Below are 18,145 nucleotides of genomic sequence, written 5' to 3'. Positions count from 1 at the left end.
TGAATGTGATCGTCCGGCGCATCGTAACAGGAACGTAAAAAGGTCTCTTTGACACGCATCAAAAACAGAACGCCCAGCCCCATTGATTTTCCCGCGTAACTCCGGCAATCGGGTTCGACCAGTTCAGGAGACCACCATGACCCGTATCGACGCCAAATTCGCAGAACTGCGGAAAGCCGGAAAAAAGGCCTTTGTGTCCTACGTGATGGCGGGCGATCCCGACTTCGACACCTCGCTGGAATTGGTCAAAGGACTGCCTGCCGCCGGTGTCGACATCATCGAACTGGGCCTGCCCTTCACCGACCCGATGGCCGACGGCAGCACGATCCAGTTGGCCGGTCAGCGCGCGCTTGAAGGTGGCATGACGCTGGACCGCACATTGGAACTGGCCCGGACCTTCCGGCAGGACGACGAAACGACCCCCATTGTGATGATGGGCTACTACAACCCGATCTATTCGCGCGGCGTTGATACGTTTTTGGTGCAAGCCAAAGAGGCGGGCATCGACGGGCTGATCATCGTCGACCTGCCGCCCGAAGAAGACGACGAGCTGTGCATTCCGGCGCAGGCGGCGGGGTTGAACTTTATCCGTCTTGCAACGCCAACCACCGATGACAAGCGCCTGCCAAAGGTGCTGCAGAACACGTCTGGCTTTGTCTACTACGTGTCGATCACCGGCATCACGGGTGCCGCCGAAGCGCAGGCCACCGACGTCGGCCCCGAAGTGGCGCGGATCAAGTCACAGACCGACCTGCCCGTGATTGTGGGCTTCGGCATCAAGACCCCCGACGCGTCGCAGGCGATTGCCAGCGTGGCCGATGGCTGCGTTGTGGGCTCGGCCATCGTGGCGGAACTGGCCAGCGGCAAGCCTGTGACCGAGGTTCTGGCCTTCGTCAAATCCCTTGCAGACGGCGCGCACCGCGCCTGAACAAGACCAGGCAGTTTGAACACCCGGCAAGAGGCATGTCCTGTCGGCGTGCGATCCTGCATGTTTAACCTGCGTGACGTCAGTCTCGTGCCGCATCCATACGTTTGCGCAACCGCGCCAGAGTGGCGATCACCTCGACCAGTTCGTCGCGGTCCAGCGTGTCGGAGAACGCGGCGACATCCGGCGCAAGGCTGGCAATGGCGGTCTGCCGGAACGTTCGCCCGGCCTCTGTCAGCCAAACCTGTTTGCTGCGCGCATCGTCCGGATTGGCGCGCATTTCAACAAACCCGCGCTTTTCCAACCCGGCCAGCGTGTGGGTCATGCTGGTCTTGGGCACCTGAAACGCGCGGGCCAGTTGTAGAGGCGTGCGCCCGTCCTGCACGCGGATCAGGTGGTTGATCACAGCGAATTGCGGCAACACCATCCCATCCGGCAGCCGCGCCTCGAAAGCGGCGCGGCTCAGTTGGTTGATGATACCGATCTCGTTGAGCAGTTGGAAATAGAGACCGTTCAGCTCTGGCGCAGCATTTGTTTCAGGCATTGTTCGATGTTGGCCTCATCCGGGTTTCCAGCGGCCAGCGCGGTGTGCGCGGCGTTGCTGAAGCGTAGCCCAGAAGTCCAAGCATTTGAACAGTGCCGCCTGCAGGCGCATAGGCATCATGGATCGCCGCATAAGGTGCGGCCATTTCCGGGTATTCCTGCAGCGCCTGACTGACTGGCCGAACGCCCAGCCCGGCGCCAGTCGCAGCAAGATTAAGCTGCAACCACCGCGCCCCGGATACGATCTGATCGGCGCGTGTGTTGCCCCCACTGGTCAGCACCACCAATCCGGCAGCCGAAGCAATGGCGTCCACGGTGCCCTGAATAGCGCCCTGTGCCGCCATCGTGGTCGGATCAAGCGACGCCTCGCGGGTCAGTAGCCCGGCCTTGCCCAGCAGGTCGAACATCGAGCCACCAAGGTCGATGCCATCAGGCTGCTTGTTGATCTCTGCCTTGCCGATCCGAACAAGGTCGATGCTTTCTTTCCACGCATCATATGTAGCGGCCTCGATCAGCCATGCCTCGGTCGCCAGCGCGCGCAGGGCTTCGGCCTCATCCCCTTGTGCCAGCAAATCGACGCGGGGTGTGATTGCGTCCACCGCCGAGGTGTCAAGCGGACGATCCGCGAACACCTCTTTATGCGACCGCCGCTCTAGGACATGCGCAAACAGCGGATCGGGTTGCGCGGCACCTGCCACAAACCGACACACCGCAACGGGGCCGGTTTCGCCGTCGGGGAACAAGGTCTGCTCGATGCCGTAGCCTTCTTCGGCGGCGGCCATGCGCATCAGGTCCAGAAAGCACCCCATGCCGATGGTCAATTGTCGCGCAAACGGGTCGGTCACAGGCAGATCACGGGCCGGGTCGCGCCAGATATGGACGCTGTCATCACCCACCAATTCGGCCTCCCACGGCTGACGGTTATGCGGGTTTGGCGCCAGCAGCGCATAGGACATCGCGCGCAGACGTGGATCGGGATACTGGCCCGCCTTGTCCCACGGGGCCAAAGCTTTGGTGGGGGTGCGGGTGGCGGCGAACAGGCCCAGGCCAGAGGCGGCAGCAACGACAGTGCCGCCCCCGATCAGGCCAAGTGTTTTTCGGCGGGAATAGGGCATGGGATTCTCCTTTGGTTCGATATCGCACCATTTAGTACGATATCGAACCAGTCAATCTCAAAGTGAAAATGTCATCAGGGCAAAAATGCCGCGTTGCGCGAATTGACCAACATTGGTAAAGAAAACTAACCAATACATCCGAAAGGCCACGCCATGCCCGTGATCACCGAAATCGAAGACCTCCGCCGTATCTACAAACGCCGCGTCCCCAAGATGTTCTTCGACTACACGGAATCGGGCAGCTGGACCGAACAGACCTTCCGCGAGAACTCTTCTGATTTCGACAAGATCTACCTGCGCCAACGCGTGGCCATCGATATGGAAGGCCGCAAGACCGCCAGCAAGATGATCGGTCAGGACGTGTCCATGCCCGTCGCACTTGCCCCGGTTGGATTGACCGGCATGCAGCATTTCGATGGCGAGATCAAAGCCGCCAAAGCAGCGGAAAAGTTTGGCGTGCCTTACTCGCTCAGCACCATGTCGATCTGTTCGATCGAAGATGTGGCCGAGAATACATCAAAGCCGTTCTGGATGCAGGTCTACACGCTCAAGGACGATGATTTCATGCAGCGCCTGTTCGACCGCGCCAAGGCCGCCAAGTGTTCGGCGGCGATCATCACGGTCGACCTGCAACTGCTGGGCCAGCGCCACAAGGATGTAAAGAACGGCCTCAGCGCGCCGCCCAAATTGACGCCCGCCTCGGTCGCAAACATGATGACCAAGGTGCAGTGGGGTCTGGGCATGCTCCAAACCAAGCGGCGGTTTTTCGGCAATATCGTGGGGCATGCGAAGGGTGTGAAAGATCCATCGTCGCTGTCGTCATGGACCGCACAGGCGTTTGATCAGGCCTTGAACTGGGATCGCATCCGTGAATTCCGCAAGATGTGGGACGGCCCGCTGATCATCAAGGGTATCATGGATCCGCGCGATGCGCTGGAAGCGCTGAATGTCGGTGCGGATGCGATCATCGTGTCGAACCACGGTGGGCGGCAATTGGACGGCGCGCTGTCGTCCATTCGCGCGCTAGAGCCGATCATGGACGTGGTGGGCGACAAGATCGAAGTGCATCTCGACAGCGGCATCCGCTCTGGTCAGGACGTGCTCAAGGCGCTCGCGATGGGGGCCAAGGGCACCTATATCGGCCGCGCATATGTTTACGGTCTGGGGGCCAACGGGCAACAGGGTGTGACCGACGCACTGAATGTGATCCACAAGGAACTGGAGGTGTCGATGGGGCTGTGTGGGCGCACGGATGTGAACAATCTGGACCGCGATATCCTGATGGTCCCCAAGGGATTCTCGGGCGACTGGGCCCAGTGAGACACGGATGATCGGCTGCCTCGGGTGTGCCCAAGGAAGCTGTGTGGCAAGCAGGGCCGGCATCCTCGGGCTAGACCCGAGACGCTGACTGGCATGTGGTCCTCGGAAAACAGTCCAAGGATAACGTATCATGAAGAAGAAGCGGCGCCGCTCTGTGGCCTGACCGTTCTCTCATTCTGCCGGGGCTGCCCCCGTGACCTGTGCCCCGATGGGGCCTTCTGAAACCGGTTTCTCAGGGTCGGCCCTTGCGGGCGTCTGAGAGCAGTCAGTTCAAGTGTCGCGGCTTGGGAGTGACCCTGCCCGCTCGATGCGCATCGTGGGCGGGGGTATAAATAACGGGTCATTAAGAGTTCGGAAATCCAGCGTACGGTGGACGGTCTTTCGAAAGACCGCCAACACGGTTTCGAAACCGTGTATCTTGCGGAGTCTAATGCGCTGACGCAGAGCCTTCGAAGGCTCTGGTGCGCATTTTCGAAAATGCGCACCCCCGATCAGGCTTCCCGCGACCCACGTTCCATGACAGGGTTGGTCTATGTCCGATCAGGCCGTGTTCCTCAAAGGCAATCTCTTCCGCCACATCTCGGTGATGTCGCTGACCGCCTCGGTGGGACTGATGGCGGTGTTCGCGGTCGATTTCGTCGACATGATCTTCATCTCCATGCTGGGCAAAGAGGAGCTGGCCGCAGCCGTGGGCTATGCGGGCGCGATCCTGTTCTTTACCACCTCCTTCAACATCGGCATTGCCATTGCAGCAGGCGCATTGGTGGCGCAGGCTTTGGGCGCGGGGGACGAAGAACTGGCGCGGCAACGGGCGTCCAACGCGCTTGTGGCGGGCGTCGTCTTTGCCGCGCTCTTTGCCGTGCTGGTCTGGCAAAACCTTGGTGTGCTGGTTGGACTGCTGGGGGCTACGGGAGAGACGGCAGACCTTGCGGTTCACTACCTGCAAATCATCGTACCTTCCCTGCCGGTTCTCCTGATCGGTATGGCGGGTGGTGCGATCCTGCGCGCCCACGGCGATGCGCGACGGGCGATGACCGCCACAGTGGCCGGCGGATTGGTGAATGCCGCTGTGGCCCCGATCCTGATTTTCACCTTCGGGTTGGAACTGACCGGTGCAGCACTCGGGTCTGTGCTGGCCCGGATCACCATTGCGGGATTGGCCCTTGTTCCCATCTTTCAGCATCACGGTGGGCTGAGCACACCCCGCCTGAGTGGGTTTTTCAAAGACCTCGCCCCGATCCTTGCCATTTCCCTGCCCGCGATCCTGACTCAGCTTGCAACCCCGATTGGACAGGCTTGGGTCACGCGATCCATGGCGGAATACGGCGAAGAGGCCGTCGCGGGCATGGCCATCATTGGCCGCCTGACGCCGATTGCCTTTGGCACCATCTTTGCGCTGTCGGGGGCGGTTGGTCCGATCATCGGTCAGAATTACGGCGCGCGGGATTTTAACCGCGTCCGCCGCGCACTCTATGATGCGCTGTTGTTCACGGGGATCGTCGTGGTGGTTGCAACGGTGATCCTGTTTTTTCTGCGTGGCCACATCGCGGCATTGTTCAATGCCGAGGGTGTGTCGTTGTCGCTTATCTTCCTGTTCTGCGGGCCACTGGCGCTGGCGTTCTTTTTCAACGGGATGCTGTTTGTGTCGAACGCCTGTTTCAACAATCTGGGCCGCCCGTTCTATTCGACATGGCTCAATTGGGGACGCCACACATTGGGGACTATCCCGCTGGTCTGGTTGGGGTCGATCCTGTTCGGCGCGCCGGGCGTGTTGATTGGGCAGGCGGCGGGCGGAGTGTTTTTCGGCGTTTTGTCCATCGTGCTGGTGCGGCGCACGATTGACGCGGTCGAAGCGCAGGGCGAGACGCCAAAAGGCCCGCGCCTGTTCCAGCGGCAAGCGCGCCAGATCGCGCTGTTCTTCGGACGGCGCTAGGGCGCGGTCCGTCGTGACAATACCGGGACCAGCAGCAGTGGCACAGCGAACAGAATACCGCCGATTGCCAGGAATGACACAGCCAGCCCAAAGCCCTCGGACAGAAACCCCATCAGCGGCGGGCCAACAAAGAACCCGGCATATCCGACCACCGAAATCCGCGAGATCGCGTGGCTTCGGTAGCGGTTGGGCACCATCCGCCCGATCCACGCATAGGCCATCGGGGCCATCACCGACACGCCCAACCCAAGGATGGAAAAGCCCAGATAGGCCACACCCAGCGACGGCGCGGTGGCCGCAATGCAAGCGCCGATCCCCGCCGTCACCGACGCCCAGCGGATTACCATTCGTTCGGACACCCGGTTGGCCACGACCTGCCCGGTCAGACGACCAACTGCCATAGTAATGCCAAGCAGTGCAGGGCCCAATGCACCCTGCGCAGCACCCGCCCCAAGGTTGCGTTCGAGATGCAGCGCCGACCAGCCTTCTGTGGCCTGCTCCGACATAAAGGCGATCAGGATGATCATCCCGCCGGGCAAAAGCAGCGCCCACGGCAACGGTGCCACCTCGACACCGTCAGCTTCGTGTTCGGCATCGGGCACAGGGGCGGCAAAGGCTTGCAGCATCAGCACGCCGATCAAAAGACCACCCCCGGTTAGGATCGCAGCCGGACCCAGCCCAAGCTCACGCGCCAGCCCCGTAGCCAACGCGCAAAACGCGTATGCCACCGAAAACACGGCGTGGTTCAGGTTCATCAGGCTGCGCCCGACCTGCGCCTCAAGCGCGCTGACGCGGGCGTTCATCGCCACATCGAGCGTGCCCGAGGTCATCGTGACACCCAGCATGGCAAGCGTGAACATCACCCCATTGGTCGTGTGACCCGGCAGCAATGTGGCCACAGCCAAAAGCGCAGTCAGCACGCCCAGCGCCCGCGCGCCGAGCCCGCGCTCGGCCAAAGGTGCCAGCCACATCGCCATCACCGCCCCAATCGAGGTGATGAGCAGCGCCAGTCCGAACTGCCCGTCCGACAGCCCCACCTGCGGCTTGATCACCGGCACGAGGGCGGCGAAACTGCCCCAGAACACACCGACAGCGGCGAATCCAGCGGCGGGTCCGCGGCTGATATAGAGATCACGCAAAAGGTTCATGCTGCCGCCAGTGCCACGCCGCATCGCAACGGTCCAGCCCACAAACGGCACAGGATGGGCGGAATCTGCAACCTTCGCTCTTGCCCTACGCGGGAATCCGGTCTATCGCGCGGGCTTCATGCGGGGTGACAGCCTTGGAGGCACCCTGCCCTTACATATTGGAGATATATCATGGCTGGAGAGATTCCTGATCTCGAAGCTCTGGAACGGACGGGGACAGGCAAGGGCGCCGCTCGTCAGGCACGCCGCGATGGCATGGTTCCGGGCGTTGTATTCGGTGGCGACAAAGAGCCGCTCGCAATCAACCTTCCCTTCAACAAGCTGTTGCAGCGCCTGCGCAAGGGCCGCTTCAAGTCAACGCTGTTCAACCTCAAGGTTGAAGGCCACGACGACGTCCGCGTGATCTGCCGCGACGTTCAGCGCGATGTCGTCAAAGACCTGCCGACCCACGTCGACCTGATGCGTCTGCGCCGCACCACCAAAATCAACCTGTTCATCCCCGTTGAGTTCATCAACGAAGGAGCAGCACCCGGCCTCAAGAAGGGCGGCGTTCTGACGGCCGTTCGCCCTGAAGTCGAACTGGTCGTGACCGCTGGTGATATCCCCGAGAAGCTGACCGTCGATCTGACGGGCCTGAACATCGGTGACACCGTGACGATTTCCGACATCACGCTGCCGGAAGGCACCAAGCCGACCATCGACCGTGACTTCGTGATCGCCAACATTTCGGCTCCGTCGGGCCTGCGTTCGGCAGACAACGAAGATGACGCCGAAGAGGTTGCAGAAGCGCCTAGCGAAGAATAATCGCGTCGGCCCTTCAAGGTTTGAACGGCCTCGCCTTCGGGCGGGGCCGTTTTCGTTTGCCGCCTTGGTTGGCATGGCCCAAAGCAATCCCCACCTGCCAGCAACAAAAAACAGCCGATTAATTGCAGAAGGTCTGCCCGTTGAACTGGAAACAGCTTGACTGGCTGCGCGCCGGATTCGAACTGCTTCGGCTTGTCGTGGTCTGCGGCGTGTAACACACCCCTCTTGAAGACAGTCTCTGGCCGGTGGGACAGGTCTTTCGCACACAAGCGTCCCCCACAAGGTTCTCGGTCACAGCGCAGACCAGCGGGCAGATACGCCCCTCCATCTGCTCCATGCGCTGCAACAGACCTTCGCTCGGGTCCAACGCGACCTGCGCGATCTCCGGCGCGTGTTCCAAAAGGCGTTCAAGCGCGCCTTGGCTTTTGCGGCCCCAAATACCGTCCTCGACCCCGGCATCACAGCCGAGCCGGTTCAACTCTGCCTGAGACCGTTGTGCGATCTCTTTGGCGGACAGCGGAGCCGCCAACACTGGCAGATCGTCCCCAACAGGCGACGGAACAGCCAGCGGCAATGGCGTGGGTTCAGGGGATGGCGGGTCTTGCACTGTCGCGGCTAAATCGCTGCGCGACGTCACGTCGGGGTCAGGACTCACAAGTGCTGCGATTTGCGGCGCATCCGGCATCACCTGTGGCACCTCTTGCAGTTTGAACGCAAAACTGCCGGTAAGAGAAGAGCTGCTCCACGGCACTTGCTGACCTGCTGTCTGCTCCATCACATCGCGTCGCACGTGCCGCATCATGATTTCGACATCGAGCGCTGGGGTCGCGATATGTTCCAGAAGCGCGCTTGTGAAAGGACTGTGCCGCCCAACGCCATCAAGCGCCACGTTACCGGGCTGAGTGGCATAGGCGATCATCGTGCCCACGCCGGTATCCACCCGCGCCAATCCGCGCCCGATGAATGCCGACCTCGTGCCCATACTGCGCGCCAGGTTGCCGGCCATCGGATTGTCGCGGCAGGCATCCAGGAAGATCAGATTGGTGCGGTTCTCGCGCTCCATCAATCCCAGAATATCGGTAAGGTTGATCGTTTCGAACTTGAGATCCGCCTCATCGCGGATCTGCGCATCAACGGGCACCAAATAATTGACCCCGCCCACTTCGAGACCATGCCCTGCATAGAACAGCACTGCCGTGGTTGCGCCACTGGCAGCGCGGGAAAAGTCCCGGATCAGATCCTCGGTCGCGGCCCGCCCCAGATCGAACCCGTCATAAACCTCGAATCCCAGTTCGGCCAATGCATCCGCGATGGCTTCGGCGTCATTGCGCGGATTGGCAAGCGGGACGGTGTGTTCGTAATTCGCATTGCCCAAGACAAGCGCCACGCGCCCAGCGACAGCCGGGGTCGCGGCCAATAATAACGCAAAAACAATAGCGACCGCAGAAATTGTCGCCCTTAAAACAGCAGAACCGATCATGGCCCCAGTCCAAAAATACGTTGACACATCGCCTACAGGCACTGAGCCTAGCAAGAATAACGCCGCAGAGTCGACTGCCATCGCGCCGGCCCAATTATTTCAAAGACCGATTTCAAGGGGGACATCATTATGAAACGAGACAGGAGTCTTTTTACAGCGATCCTGACGCTGATCGTCGCCGCCGTGTTACTACTGACCGAAACCAGCTCCGCGCAGGCCCAAAGTCTGCGCTATCTGAACCGGAGCGTCGAAGCGGGAAAGCAGATCGAATTTCAATGGCTCAACTATGATGAGCGCACCTGCACCGACCGCGGATACCCGAAACTCGTCATCGAAGATGCCCCCTCGCTTGGTAAGTTCCGAACCGTGCAACGGAAATTCACGCCGCAGAACGGTGCCTGCAAAGGCAAACGGTTCAGCGTGCTGTTGGTTTACTACGTGGCGGGGCGCAAAACCGGTCAGGACAGCACCACCTACGTTATTCAGGGCCGGACGAACATCCGGATCAACCTGAGCATCGACGTGACATGATCTGGGACCAAGGGTCGGACACGACACCGCATAGGTCAGGTCTCAAAAAAGCTGAGGTTACCCAAGTTGAGATGCGTCTTCAGTGCAATCGCCACCGCCACGCTGTTGTTTTTGACATCAGGCGCCTATGCCGAAACCCGCGTGGCGATCATCGACACCGCCTTTGACACCCGCCCTTATCTCGACCGGCTGAAAGAGCGCGGCGTGACAGTGATTGGGCGGTACTATGCGCGTTGCGATCAGCCGGAATATGGCCTGACGGAAAAGCGGTTGATCAATCAGGGGCGGCCTAGCGACCCGAACAGCGAAATCGCGCAGATGTTCGCAAAGGGCTTCGCTGTGCTGTCGGTCTACCAATACTACAGCAACACTCCGAACAAGTTTCGCGGCCAGAACCGCGACGGCAAAGCGCTGCCGGATGCCAATTGCAATTGGACCGGGGTTGGCCGCAGCGTGGAAGAGGAAGCGGAGTTGGACGTGCAGGCGGCTATCTCGCAGGCACAGGCCTTGGGGCAACCGCGCGGGACGGCGATCTATTTCGGTGTGGATTTCAACTTCACCGATCAGGACCGTGAGACCATCGATCTTATGACCCGCTATTTCCGCGTGATCAAAGCGCGGATGGATGCGGCGGGCTACCGGACCGGGGCTTATGGCAGTGGACATGCGCATCAAATCCTGCGGCAAGCCGGGCTGATCGAATACTCTTGGATCTCGGCCTCACGCGCCTTTTCCCGCACCAGCGAATTTCACCGCTCGGGTAACTGGCACCTGTTCCAGAACCAAGTCGACCGGGAATGGTTCGGCAGCACAGGCTCTGGCTGTCGGCGCGGTCTCCCGCTTGATACCAACGTGCAGAACATGTTTCAGGATGTCGACGTCGGGCTCTGGCGTGATGGCGAGAGCTATATCGTCGACGAAGGCCGCACCTTTGATATCTTCGCCACACGCCGGTTCGCCTGTGATGGCGATGCGGTGGTGCGGCGCGACAAGGGATCATCTTCCTCGGACGTGGCCAATAAGACCGAATGCAAGGCAGGCAAAGCGTCCCGACTGCCCCCTAAAATCGACTTCGCCAATGCAGCGCGGGTCGGCGAATCCACCGACACGCTGATCGAAGTCGATGTGGATGATGATGGCGAATTCGACGGCTGGACGCATCACAGCAACCTGACGGCGCATTTCGGCTACAAGCCCGACTGGATTTTCGAAACCGCCCGGCGCAACGCGACATCCTGCGACTGATCTGGCATTGAAGTGCCACGTGTCATCGAACTGACACGCAGTTCAGAGACACAGCGCCAATGACGCCGACCCTTGCCCAGATCTTTGCCGTGTTTTTGAAAATCGGCCTGCTGTCCTTTGGTGGTCCGGCGGCACAGATCGCGCTGATGCACCGGATGCTGGTGGACGAGCGCGATTGGCTGACGGAAAAGCAGTTTCTCAACGCGCTCAGCTTTTGCATGCTCTTGCCCGGACCGGAGGCGATGCAGCTGGCCACCTATGCGGGCTGGCGGTTGCACGGCCTTCTGGGCGGGTTGATCGCAGGGCTGCTGTTTGTCTTACCGGGGGCGGCGGTGATCTTTGCGCTGGCGCTGCTCTACGTGACGTATGGCGACGTGCCTCTGGTGGGGACACTGTTTCTGGGCGTGCAGGCCGTGGCGGTGGTGATCGTGGTCGAGGCACTGCTCAAAGTGTCGAAACGCGCGCTGCATGGGGTCGCGCATTGGGTGCTGGCGGGGCTGGCCTTTGTCGCGATCTTCTTCTTCGCAATGCCATTCCCGGTGATCGTTCTGGCGGCTGGGTTCTACGGCGCATTGGTGGTCACACATGCTGACGCGACCCCGGCCCTGCCTGTCACCGTATCCGCAAGCAGAACCCTGATCACAATCTTGATCGGCCTTGCGGTTTGGGGATTGCCCGTTCTGGCGGTGGACCTGCTCTTTGGCGGAACGATCCTGACCGAGATCGCGCTCTTCTTCTCGAAACTTGCGGTTGTGACCTTTGGCGGCGCTTACGCAGTACTGGCCTACATGGCGCAGGACGTTGTGGTGCACTACGGCTGGTTGACCCCGACCGAGATGATGGACGGGTTGGGATTGGCGGAAACCACGCCCGGCCCGCTGATCCTTGTCACGCAGTTTGTCGGCACCTTGGCGGCGTTCCGGGAAGGCGGCTATGCGCTGGCGATTGCGGGGGGTCTGATGACCCTCTGGGTGACCTTTGTGCCGTGTTTTCTGTGGATCTTTGTCGGTGCGCCTTACATCGACTGGATTTCCGCGCAGCCGCGCCTGAACGCTGCGTTGCGTGCGATTACGGCAGCGGTGGTCGGCGTGATCCTGAACCTGTCGCTCTGGTTTGCGCTGCATGTGCTGTTCGGGACGGTGACCAAGACTGAAGCTGGCGTGTTGAAGCTTTGGCTGCCGGATGTGGCGACGCTCAACTGGTCCGCCATCGCGCTGATCGCACTCTCGGCGGTACTTCTATTGCGCGTGCATCTGGCGATTGGCTGGGTCTTGGGCATTTCCGCAGCGGCGGCCTTGGTGTTGGCGCAGATCTGACGCTTGGGCTTTTGCCCTTGGCTTTGGTTTCGCCTAGAGAGAGGCAACCGCTTTGCACATGGAGGCACGGGCAGCGATGAAACTCTTTGTGGGACTGGGCAATCCGGGGTCGGGCTATGCCCGCAACCGGCACAATATCGGCTTTATGGCGATGGATCGGATCGCGGAGGACCATGGCTTTGCCCCGTGGAAATCCAAGTTTCAGGGCGAAGTCACCGAAGGACGGCTGGGCAGCGATAAGGTGCTGCTCTTGAAGCCCGGCACGTTCATGAACCGCTCGGGCCAGTCAGTGCAGGCGGCGATGCAGTTCTACAAACTGGAGCCTGCGGACGTCGTGGTGTTTCATGACGAGCTTGATCTTGCCCCCGGCAAATGTCGCGTCAAGCAGGGCGGCGGGCATGCGGGGCACAATGGCTTGCGGTCGATCCACGGGCATATTGGCGAGGCCTATGGGCGGGTGCGGCTGGGCATCGGGCATCCCGGCCACAAGGATGCGGTCGCGGGTTATGTGCTGCACGATTTCCCCAAGGCGGACGAGAACTGGCTGGATGATCTGATGCGCGGAATCTCGGATGGTGCGGCGCAACTGGCGGACGGCGACACAGGCAAGTTCATGAACGCGGTGGCGCTGCGCGTGGCCCCGCCGCGGTCGTCCACATCGCCCGCCAAGGCGGAAAAGACCGATGTCCCGAAACCAGAGCCGAAATCCGAAGCCGCGCCGGAACCAGACACCCGCAACCCGTTGCAAAAGCTGGTGGATCGGTTCCGGTGACCCTGTCAGGCGCCTTGGCGCAGCAGGCAGAGGCTTGTACCGCGTTGGGCTCGCCCTTCATGGGGCGCATGCTGCCGCTTCTGGCCAAGGTCTGGCCTGCCGGGTCGGCACTCGATGCAGCAGTACAGGCTTTTGAGGGCGATCTCGGCCCGAGTGGGCATTCCCTGCCCTTGCGATTGGCCTCCGGCCTTCATGCGCTGGTGCTGACAGGGCAGGATGCAGGTATGATCGCCGCCTATCCGCCGAACGACGTGTCCGACGAGGTGCTGAAAACAGTCCTGACATCTGCGCTGTCCCAACACGAAGCCTTCCTGATCCAGTGGATCACCTCGCCACCGCAAACCAACGAAGTGCGCCGTTCTGCGGTGCTGATCGCGGGGGCGCATGCGTTGGTGAAACGCACTGGTGCCACGCAGGTCCATCTGTCCGAATTGGGCGCCAGCGCCGGGTTGAACCTGATGTTCGACCAATACGCTTTGACCGCAGGCGACACCCGGTTGGGGCGAGAGAACGCCGCACTGACACTGGCACCCGATTGGTCTGGCCCTGCCCCGGTCACCGCGCCCTTCACCGTGACCGATCGACGGGGTGTCGATCTCAACCCGCTTGACCCTCACAACACGGACCATGCGCTGCGATTGCGCGCCTACCTTTGGGCCGATCAAGCACATCGCGTGGCGCTGACCGACGCTGCGATCCGGGTGAACAATGCCCAAGTGGACCGAAGCGACGCTGTCGACTGGCTTGAAGGACGGCTGGCCGGTGCGCCACAAGGCCTGATGCACCTGATCTATCACACGGTCGCTTGGCAGTATTTCCCGCCCGAACGGCAAGCCACCGGCACAGCCCTGATCGAAGCGGCAGGCGCACAGGCGACATCCAAGACGCCTTTGGCTTGGCTGCGGATGGAAGCGGATGGCGCGGCACGGGGGGCGGCGGTCACCGCGCGTCTTTGGCCGGGGGATCATCACATCGCACTGGGCCGTGCAGATTTTCACGGCCGCTGGGTGGATTGGACCGACGATCCCACCTAGGTTGGTGTCAAACGCAACGCAGGAGGCCCCGATGGAACCAGACGACGCAATCAACGTGTTGGGCGGCCCGCTTGAAGGGTGCTCAACCGAACCTCTGACCGGGTTCTTCCGCGATGGCCATTGCAACACCTGCGCTGCCGACAATGGCAGTCACACGGTGTGCGCCGTAATGACGGCGGAATTTTTGGCCTACTCGAAGTATGTGGGCAACGATCTGAGCACACCTGTCCCGCAGTTCCGCTTTCCCGGGCTCAAACCCGGCGATCACTGGTGCCTTTGCGCGTCGCGATTCCTTCAGGCTCATGACGAGGGCTGCGCCCCAAAGGTCAATCTGGCCGCGACCCACAAACGTGCATTGGACATTGTCCCGATGCGGGTACTGGAACAGCACGACATCGACGCGTTCGAGGCCTGACCCGGATCACGATGCCTTTTCGACCACTTCTGGTTCCAGTTGCGCTGTACCACCGCCGATGGTGTCGCTCATCAATTCGTCGATAAACAGGCTGAGCAATTGGGGTCGGCCAGACACCCCGGCCTTGCGGTAAATCGCATTGGTCTGAGCTTTGACCGTGCCTTCGGAGGTGTTACGCAAGGCTGCGATGTCGGCGGTGCTCAGCCCCTTGATCGAAAACAGCGCCACGTCTCTTTCCGCCGGGGTTAGTTGCCATTCGGCGAACCGTTCGTGCAACACTTCCATAAACGCGCCCGAGGCCAGACGCAGGCTTTCTTCTGCCGCACGTTGTTTGCGGATCGACCGCAACAACAGGGTGGCGCTTACGACCACGCCCAAGATCAGACCGATCACCGCGCCGATCTGGGCCAATTCGTAATAGACCCATGCAATCGGGGAGGATTTGATGCCAAGGATGCTTCCCAGAATATCCCACAACAGGAAAAGGCCGCTGCCAAGCTGCAGCGCCAACAGCGGAAACAGGACAACCCAGACTTTCACAGATACATCGAAGCTCCGGTCACTGGCGGATCAATCGTCATCGTCGTCGTCATCCCCACCGCCGCCGCCGCTGTCGTTGTCATCATCATCGTCGTCATCACGGCCACTGTTGCTGCTGCCGCTTCCGCTGTTATCGTCGCGATCATCATCCCGGTCGTCGTCCCGATCATCATCGCGGTCATCGTCCCTGTCATCATCGCGGTCGTCGTCCCGGTCGTCGTCGCGATCATCGTCGCGGTCGTCATCGCGGTCATCGTCCCTGTTACTGCCGGATGACTCTGTGCCGCTGCGCCCGTCATCATCCGAGCGGTCCACATAGTCCCGCAGGATCGCCCCGGTCGAAGGATTGAGAATGATCTCGCGGCGTCCGCGCGGCCCTGTCGCGACGATCCGCGTCCGGCCAAGAAGCGTTCGCGCGATGCTGATCCTTCTATAGCCCTGACGCTTGAGTTGATTGACGACCTGATCCTCGGCGGTCTGCGCGAGAACGGTTCCCGGCAACGCAACACCAGCCAGAAGTCCTGCCAATAGCTGTCTTCGTTTCATTCCCAACCTCCAAGAGGCTCCCGTCGGTGGGACGGGAGCCTCTGACCTTCAGCTATCAGACGTTTCAATCGTCGTCATCATCATCGTCATTGTCGTCATCATCGTCGTCCCGATCATCACGGTCATCGTCGCGATCATCATCACGGTCGTTATCGTCGTCGTCATCATCGTCGTTGTCGTCGCGGGAATCATCGTCCCGACCACGATCATCATCGCGGTCGTCGTCACGATCGTCGTCACGATCATCATCGCGTTCGTCGTTCCTGTCGTCATCGCGGTCGTCGTTCCGATCATCGTCGCGGTCGTCATCGTCACGGCCACTGCGGCTATCGTCGTCATCATCGTCAGACCGAACACCCCCGACAAAGTCGCGGTTGCGATTGTCGATCTCGACACCCGGGCGGGTGTCTTCACCAGCGCGGACGGTTTCGACCTCTTGCTTGATCACATCGCCTGTGGCGCGGTCAAAGACGGTTTCAACCTTTTCGGTGCCTCGGATTGCCTCGACCTTGGTTTGGGTGACGCCGTTCTTGACTTCGATGCGGGTAAAGCCCTGAGCCTGAAGATCACTTACGAGCTGGTCCGTGGAGGTGCTGCCGGTGCTGACAAGAGCCGCTGAGGAACTGGTTGTTGTACGACTGTCGTCCGACACACGACCGGCATCCACAAAGTTGCGGTCGCGGTTGCGGATCTCGACGCCGGGGCGGGTGTCCTCTCCGGCGCGCACCCGTTCGACTTCCTGCTTGAGGATGTTGCCTGTGGCGCGGTCATAGACCACTTCGAGCTTTTGTGTGCCACGGATCGCTTCGACTTTGATCTGGCCGATACCATTGTCGATTTCGATGCGCTGAAATCCTTGGTTGGTGAGGTCGTTGATAATCTGGTCTGTTGCGGATTGCGCAAATGTCATGGTCCCTGCGAAGGTTGCGATGACGGCGGAAATCAATGTCTTTTTCACGGGTTAAGTCCTTTCATGTCCCTTTGCCTGCGGTGAAGCAGATGGGTCGAACCTGACCGCCGCCGTCGCTGAAAGATATTGGCACCAGGTTTAGATACCGATCCATAAACCCACGCCCCATGCGCCTAAACCAAGGTTTATGGGGACCCTTGGGCGTTTTGCGGCAAAGAAAAACCCCCGCGCCTTGGGCACGAGGGGTCTGGAAGTCCGTATGGACCTCAGGTTTATGCGACGGGCGGTCAGCCCATGTCGAATCCCAGGTGTTTGGCGACGGTAAAGATGTCTTTGTCGCCGCGTCCGCACATGTTCATGCAGATGATGTGGTCCTTCGGAAGCTCGGGCGCGATCTTCATAACATGCGCCAGCGCGTGGCTGGGCTCTAACGCCGGAATGATGCCTTCAAGCTCACAGCACAGCTGGAACGCGCCAAGCGCCTCTTTGTCGGTGATCGACACGTATTGCGCGCGGCCGATGTCGTGCAGCCAGGCGTGTTCCGGCCCGATACCCGGATAGTCCAGGCCCGCCGAGATGCTGAACCCTTCAAGGATCTGCCCGTCTTCGTCCTGCAACAGATAGGTGCGGTTGCCATGCAGCACGCCGGGACGCCCGCCGGTGAGGGAGGCGCAATGCTCCATCTTCTCGTTCACGCCTTTACCGCCCGCTTCGACACCGATGATGTTGACCTCTTTGTCGTCAAGGAACGGGTAGAAAAGGCCCATCGCGTTCGAGCCACCGCCGATGGCAGCAATGATGGTGTCGGGCAGACGGCCTTCGGCTTCGTGCATCTGCTCCTTGGCTTCTTTGCCGATGATCGCCTGAAAATCGCGGACCATCGCCGGGTACGGGTGCGGACCTGCCACGGTGCCGATGCAGTAGAACGTGTCGCGCACATTGGTCACCCAGTCGCGCAGTGCATCATTCATAGCGTCTTTGAGCGTGCCACGACCGGACGTCACCGGGATCACTTCGGCGCCCAGAAGCTTCATGCGGAACACGTTAGGCGCCTGACGCTCGACGTCATGCGCGCCCATGTAGACGACGCATTTCAGACCGAACTTGGCGCAGACAGTGGCAGTTGCCACGCCGTGCTGACCCGCGCCGGTTTCGGCGATGATGCGGGTTTTGCCCATACGGCGGGCGAGGATGATCTGGCCCAGCACGTTGTTGATCTTGTGCGCACCGGTGTGGTTCAGCTCATCGCGCTTCATGTAGACTTTCGCGCCGCCCAAATGCTCGGTCAGACGTTCGGCGTGATAGAGCGGCGACGGACGGCCGACATAGTGCTTCCAGAGGAAGTCCATTTCAGACCAGAAACTGTCATCTGTTTTGGCGCGCTCGTACTGCTCTTCCAGCTCGAGGATCAGTGGCATCAGGGTTTCAGAGACAAACCTGCCGCCGAAAATTCCGAACCGGCCCTTTTCGTCGGGACCGGTCATGAAGCTGTTGAATAGATCGTTCATGGCGCGCCTCTTTTATCGAACGGGACACAGGTAGCGGGGTGCAACGGGATGAGCAAGGGT

Annotated in this window: 18 protein-coding genes; 10 read left to right on the top strand and 8 right to left on the bottom strand. The window is 60.7% G+C overall.

Going from position 1 to position 18,145, the window contains the following annotated elements:
• The first annotated feature begins 136 nt into the window (after positions 1-136).
• Positions 137-928, top strand: a complete 792-nt coding sequence (trpA, locus tag MCRY_RS16410) for a tryptophan synthase subunit alpha (protein WP_085631858.1) — start codon at positions 137-139, stop codon at positions 926-928.
• A gap of 79 nt (positions 929-1,007) precedes the next feature.
• On the opposite strand, the gene MCRY_RS16405 is transcribed toward trpA, so the two are convergent.
• Together MCRY_RS16405 and MCRY_RS16400 are read right to left on the bottom strand one after the other, a co-directional pair.
• Entirely contained in the window at positions 1,008-1,469 is a 462-nt protein-coding gene (locus tag MCRY_RS16405) for a MarR family winged helix-turn-helix transcriptional regulator (protein ID WP_085631856.1), read from the bottom strand.
• Positions 1,462-2,583, bottom strand: coding sequence for an Acg family FMN-binding oxidoreductase (locus MCRY_RS16400; RefSeq protein WP_085631854.1), 1,122 nt, complete (start codon positions 2,581-2,583; stop codon positions 1,462-1,464). Before MCRY_RS16400 ends, MCRY_RS16405 begins: the two co-directional genes overlap by 8 nt.
• A gap of 153 nt (positions 2,584-2,736) precedes the next feature.
• On the opposite strand from MCRY_RS16400, the gene MCRY_RS16395 reads away from it, so the two are divergent.
• A complete protein-coding gene (locus MCRY_RS16395) occupies positions 2,737-3,903 on the top strand; it encodes an alpha-hydroxy acid oxidase (protein WP_085631852.1) in 1,167 nt (388 codons plus the stop codon).
• 532 nt (positions 3,904-4,435) lie between these two features.
• A complete protein-coding gene (locus MCRY_RS16390) occupies positions 4,436-5,836 on the top strand; it encodes an MATE family efflux transporter (protein ID WP_085631850.1) in 1,401 nt (466 codons plus the stop codon).
• Here the strand turns inward: MCRY_RS16390 and MCRY_RS16385 are convergent.
• Complete coding sequence (locus MCRY_RS16385; protein WP_238939518.1) at positions 5,833-7,008, bottom strand: MFS transporter; 1,176 nt, start codon at positions 7,006-7,008, stop codon at positions 5,833-5,835. The two genes, MCRY_RS16390 and MCRY_RS16385, sit on opposite strands and share 4 nt — an antisense overlap.
• A gap of 147 nt (positions 7,009-7,155) precedes the next feature.
• On the opposite strand from MCRY_RS16385, the gene MCRY_RS16380 reads away from it, so the two are divergent.
• Complete coding sequence (locus MCRY_RS16380) at positions 7,156-7,788, top strand: 50S ribosomal protein L25/general stress protein Ctc (RefSeq protein ID WP_085631848.1); 633 nt, start codon at positions 7,156-7,158, stop codon at positions 7,786-7,788.
• Positions 7,789-7,906: 118 nt separating this feature from the next.
• On the opposite strand, the gene MCRY_RS16375 is transcribed toward MCRY_RS16380, so the two are convergent.
• Complete coding sequence (locus MCRY_RS16375; protein ID WP_085631846.1) at positions 7,907-9,268, bottom strand: caspase family protein; 1,362 nt, start codon at positions 9,266-9,268, stop codon at positions 7,907-7,909.
• 129 nt (positions 9,269-9,397) lie between these two features.
• On the opposite strand from MCRY_RS16375, the gene MCRY_RS16370 reads away from it, so the two are divergent.
• From MCRY_RS16370 to MCRY_RS16345, 6 genes are all read left to right on the top strand, one after another.
• Positions 9,398-9,799: a hypothetical protein gene (locus MCRY_RS16370; RefSeq protein ID WP_085631844.1), complete on the top strand. Its 402-nt coding sequence runs from the start codon at positions 9,398-9,400 to the stop codon at positions 9,797-9,799.
• A gap of 66 nt (positions 9,800-9,865) precedes the next feature.
• A complete protein-coding gene (locus MCRY_RS16365) occupies positions 9,866-11,044 on the top strand; it encodes a glycoside hydrolase domain-containing protein (RefSeq protein ID WP_176234516.1) in 1,179 nt (392 codons plus the stop codon).
• 59 nt (positions 11,045-11,103) lie between these two features.
• Positions 11,104-12,360, top strand: a complete 1,257-nt coding sequence (chrA, locus tag MCRY_RS16360; RefSeq protein WP_085631840.1) for a chromate efflux transporter — start codon at positions 11,104-11,106, stop codon at positions 12,358-12,360.
• Between the two features lie 76 nt (positions 12,361-12,436).
• Positions 12,437-13,132 (top strand): aminoacyl-tRNA hydrolase, encoded by a 696-nt coding sequence (pth, locus tag MCRY_RS16355; RefSeq protein ID WP_085631908.1) that lies wholly within the window; start codon positions 12,437-12,439, stop codon positions 13,130-13,132.
• Positions 13,129-14,166, top strand: coding sequence for a DUF2332 domain-containing protein (locus MCRY_RS16350; RefSeq protein WP_085631838.1), 1,038 nt, complete (start codon positions 13,129-13,131; stop codon positions 14,164-14,166). The genes pth and MCRY_RS16350 overlap by 4 nt, the downstream gene beginning before the upstream one ends.
• 31 nt (positions 14,167-14,197) lie before the next feature.
• Positions 14,198-14,581, top strand: a complete 384-nt coding sequence (locus MCRY_RS16345) for a DUF2237 family protein (protein ID WP_085631836.1) — start codon at positions 14,198-14,200, stop codon at positions 14,579-14,581.
• A gap of 6 nt (positions 14,582-14,587) precedes the next feature.
• Here MCRY_RS16345 and MCRY_RS16340 read toward each other — a convergent pair whose 3' ends face one another.
• The 4 genes from MCRY_RS16340 to trpB all read right to left on the bottom strand — a co-directional run bounded on the left by MCRY_RS16340 (position 14,588) and on the right by trpB (position 18,085).
• Positions 14,588-15,121, bottom strand: coding sequence for a helix-turn-helix transcriptional regulator (locus MCRY_RS16340; protein ID WP_085631834.1), 534 nt, complete (start codon positions 15,119-15,121; stop codon positions 14,588-14,590).
• A 30-nt stretch (positions 15,122-15,151) separates the two neighbouring features.
• Complete coding sequence (locus MCRY_RS22965) at positions 15,152-15,667, bottom strand: hypothetical protein (RefSeq protein WP_085631832.1); 516 nt, start codon at positions 15,665-15,667, stop codon at positions 15,152-15,154.
• A 64-nt stretch (positions 15,668-15,731) separates the two neighbouring features.
• Positions 15,732-16,625: a hypothetical protein gene (locus tag MCRY_RS22960; RefSeq protein WP_171046191.1), complete on the bottom strand. Its 894-nt coding sequence runs from the start codon at positions 16,623-16,625 to the stop codon at positions 15,732-15,734.
• Between the two features lie 239 nt (positions 16,626-16,864).
• Complete coding sequence (gene trpB, locus MCRY_RS16325) at positions 16,865-18,085, bottom strand: tryptophan synthase subunit beta (protein WP_085631830.1); 1,221 nt, start codon at positions 18,083-18,085, stop codon at positions 16,865-16,867.
• Between the last annotated feature and the right edge of the window lie 60 nt (positions 18,086-18,145).

Origin of the sequence: Marivita cryptomonadis (genome assembly GCF_002115725.1) — a bacterium.
Lineage (GTDB): Bacteria > Pseudomonadota > Alphaproteobacteria > Rhodobacterales > Rhodobacteraceae > Marivita > Marivita cryptomonadis.
Note: the sequence above shows the minus strand (reverse complement) of the source record. Positions and strands in the feature narration are given on the sequence as shown.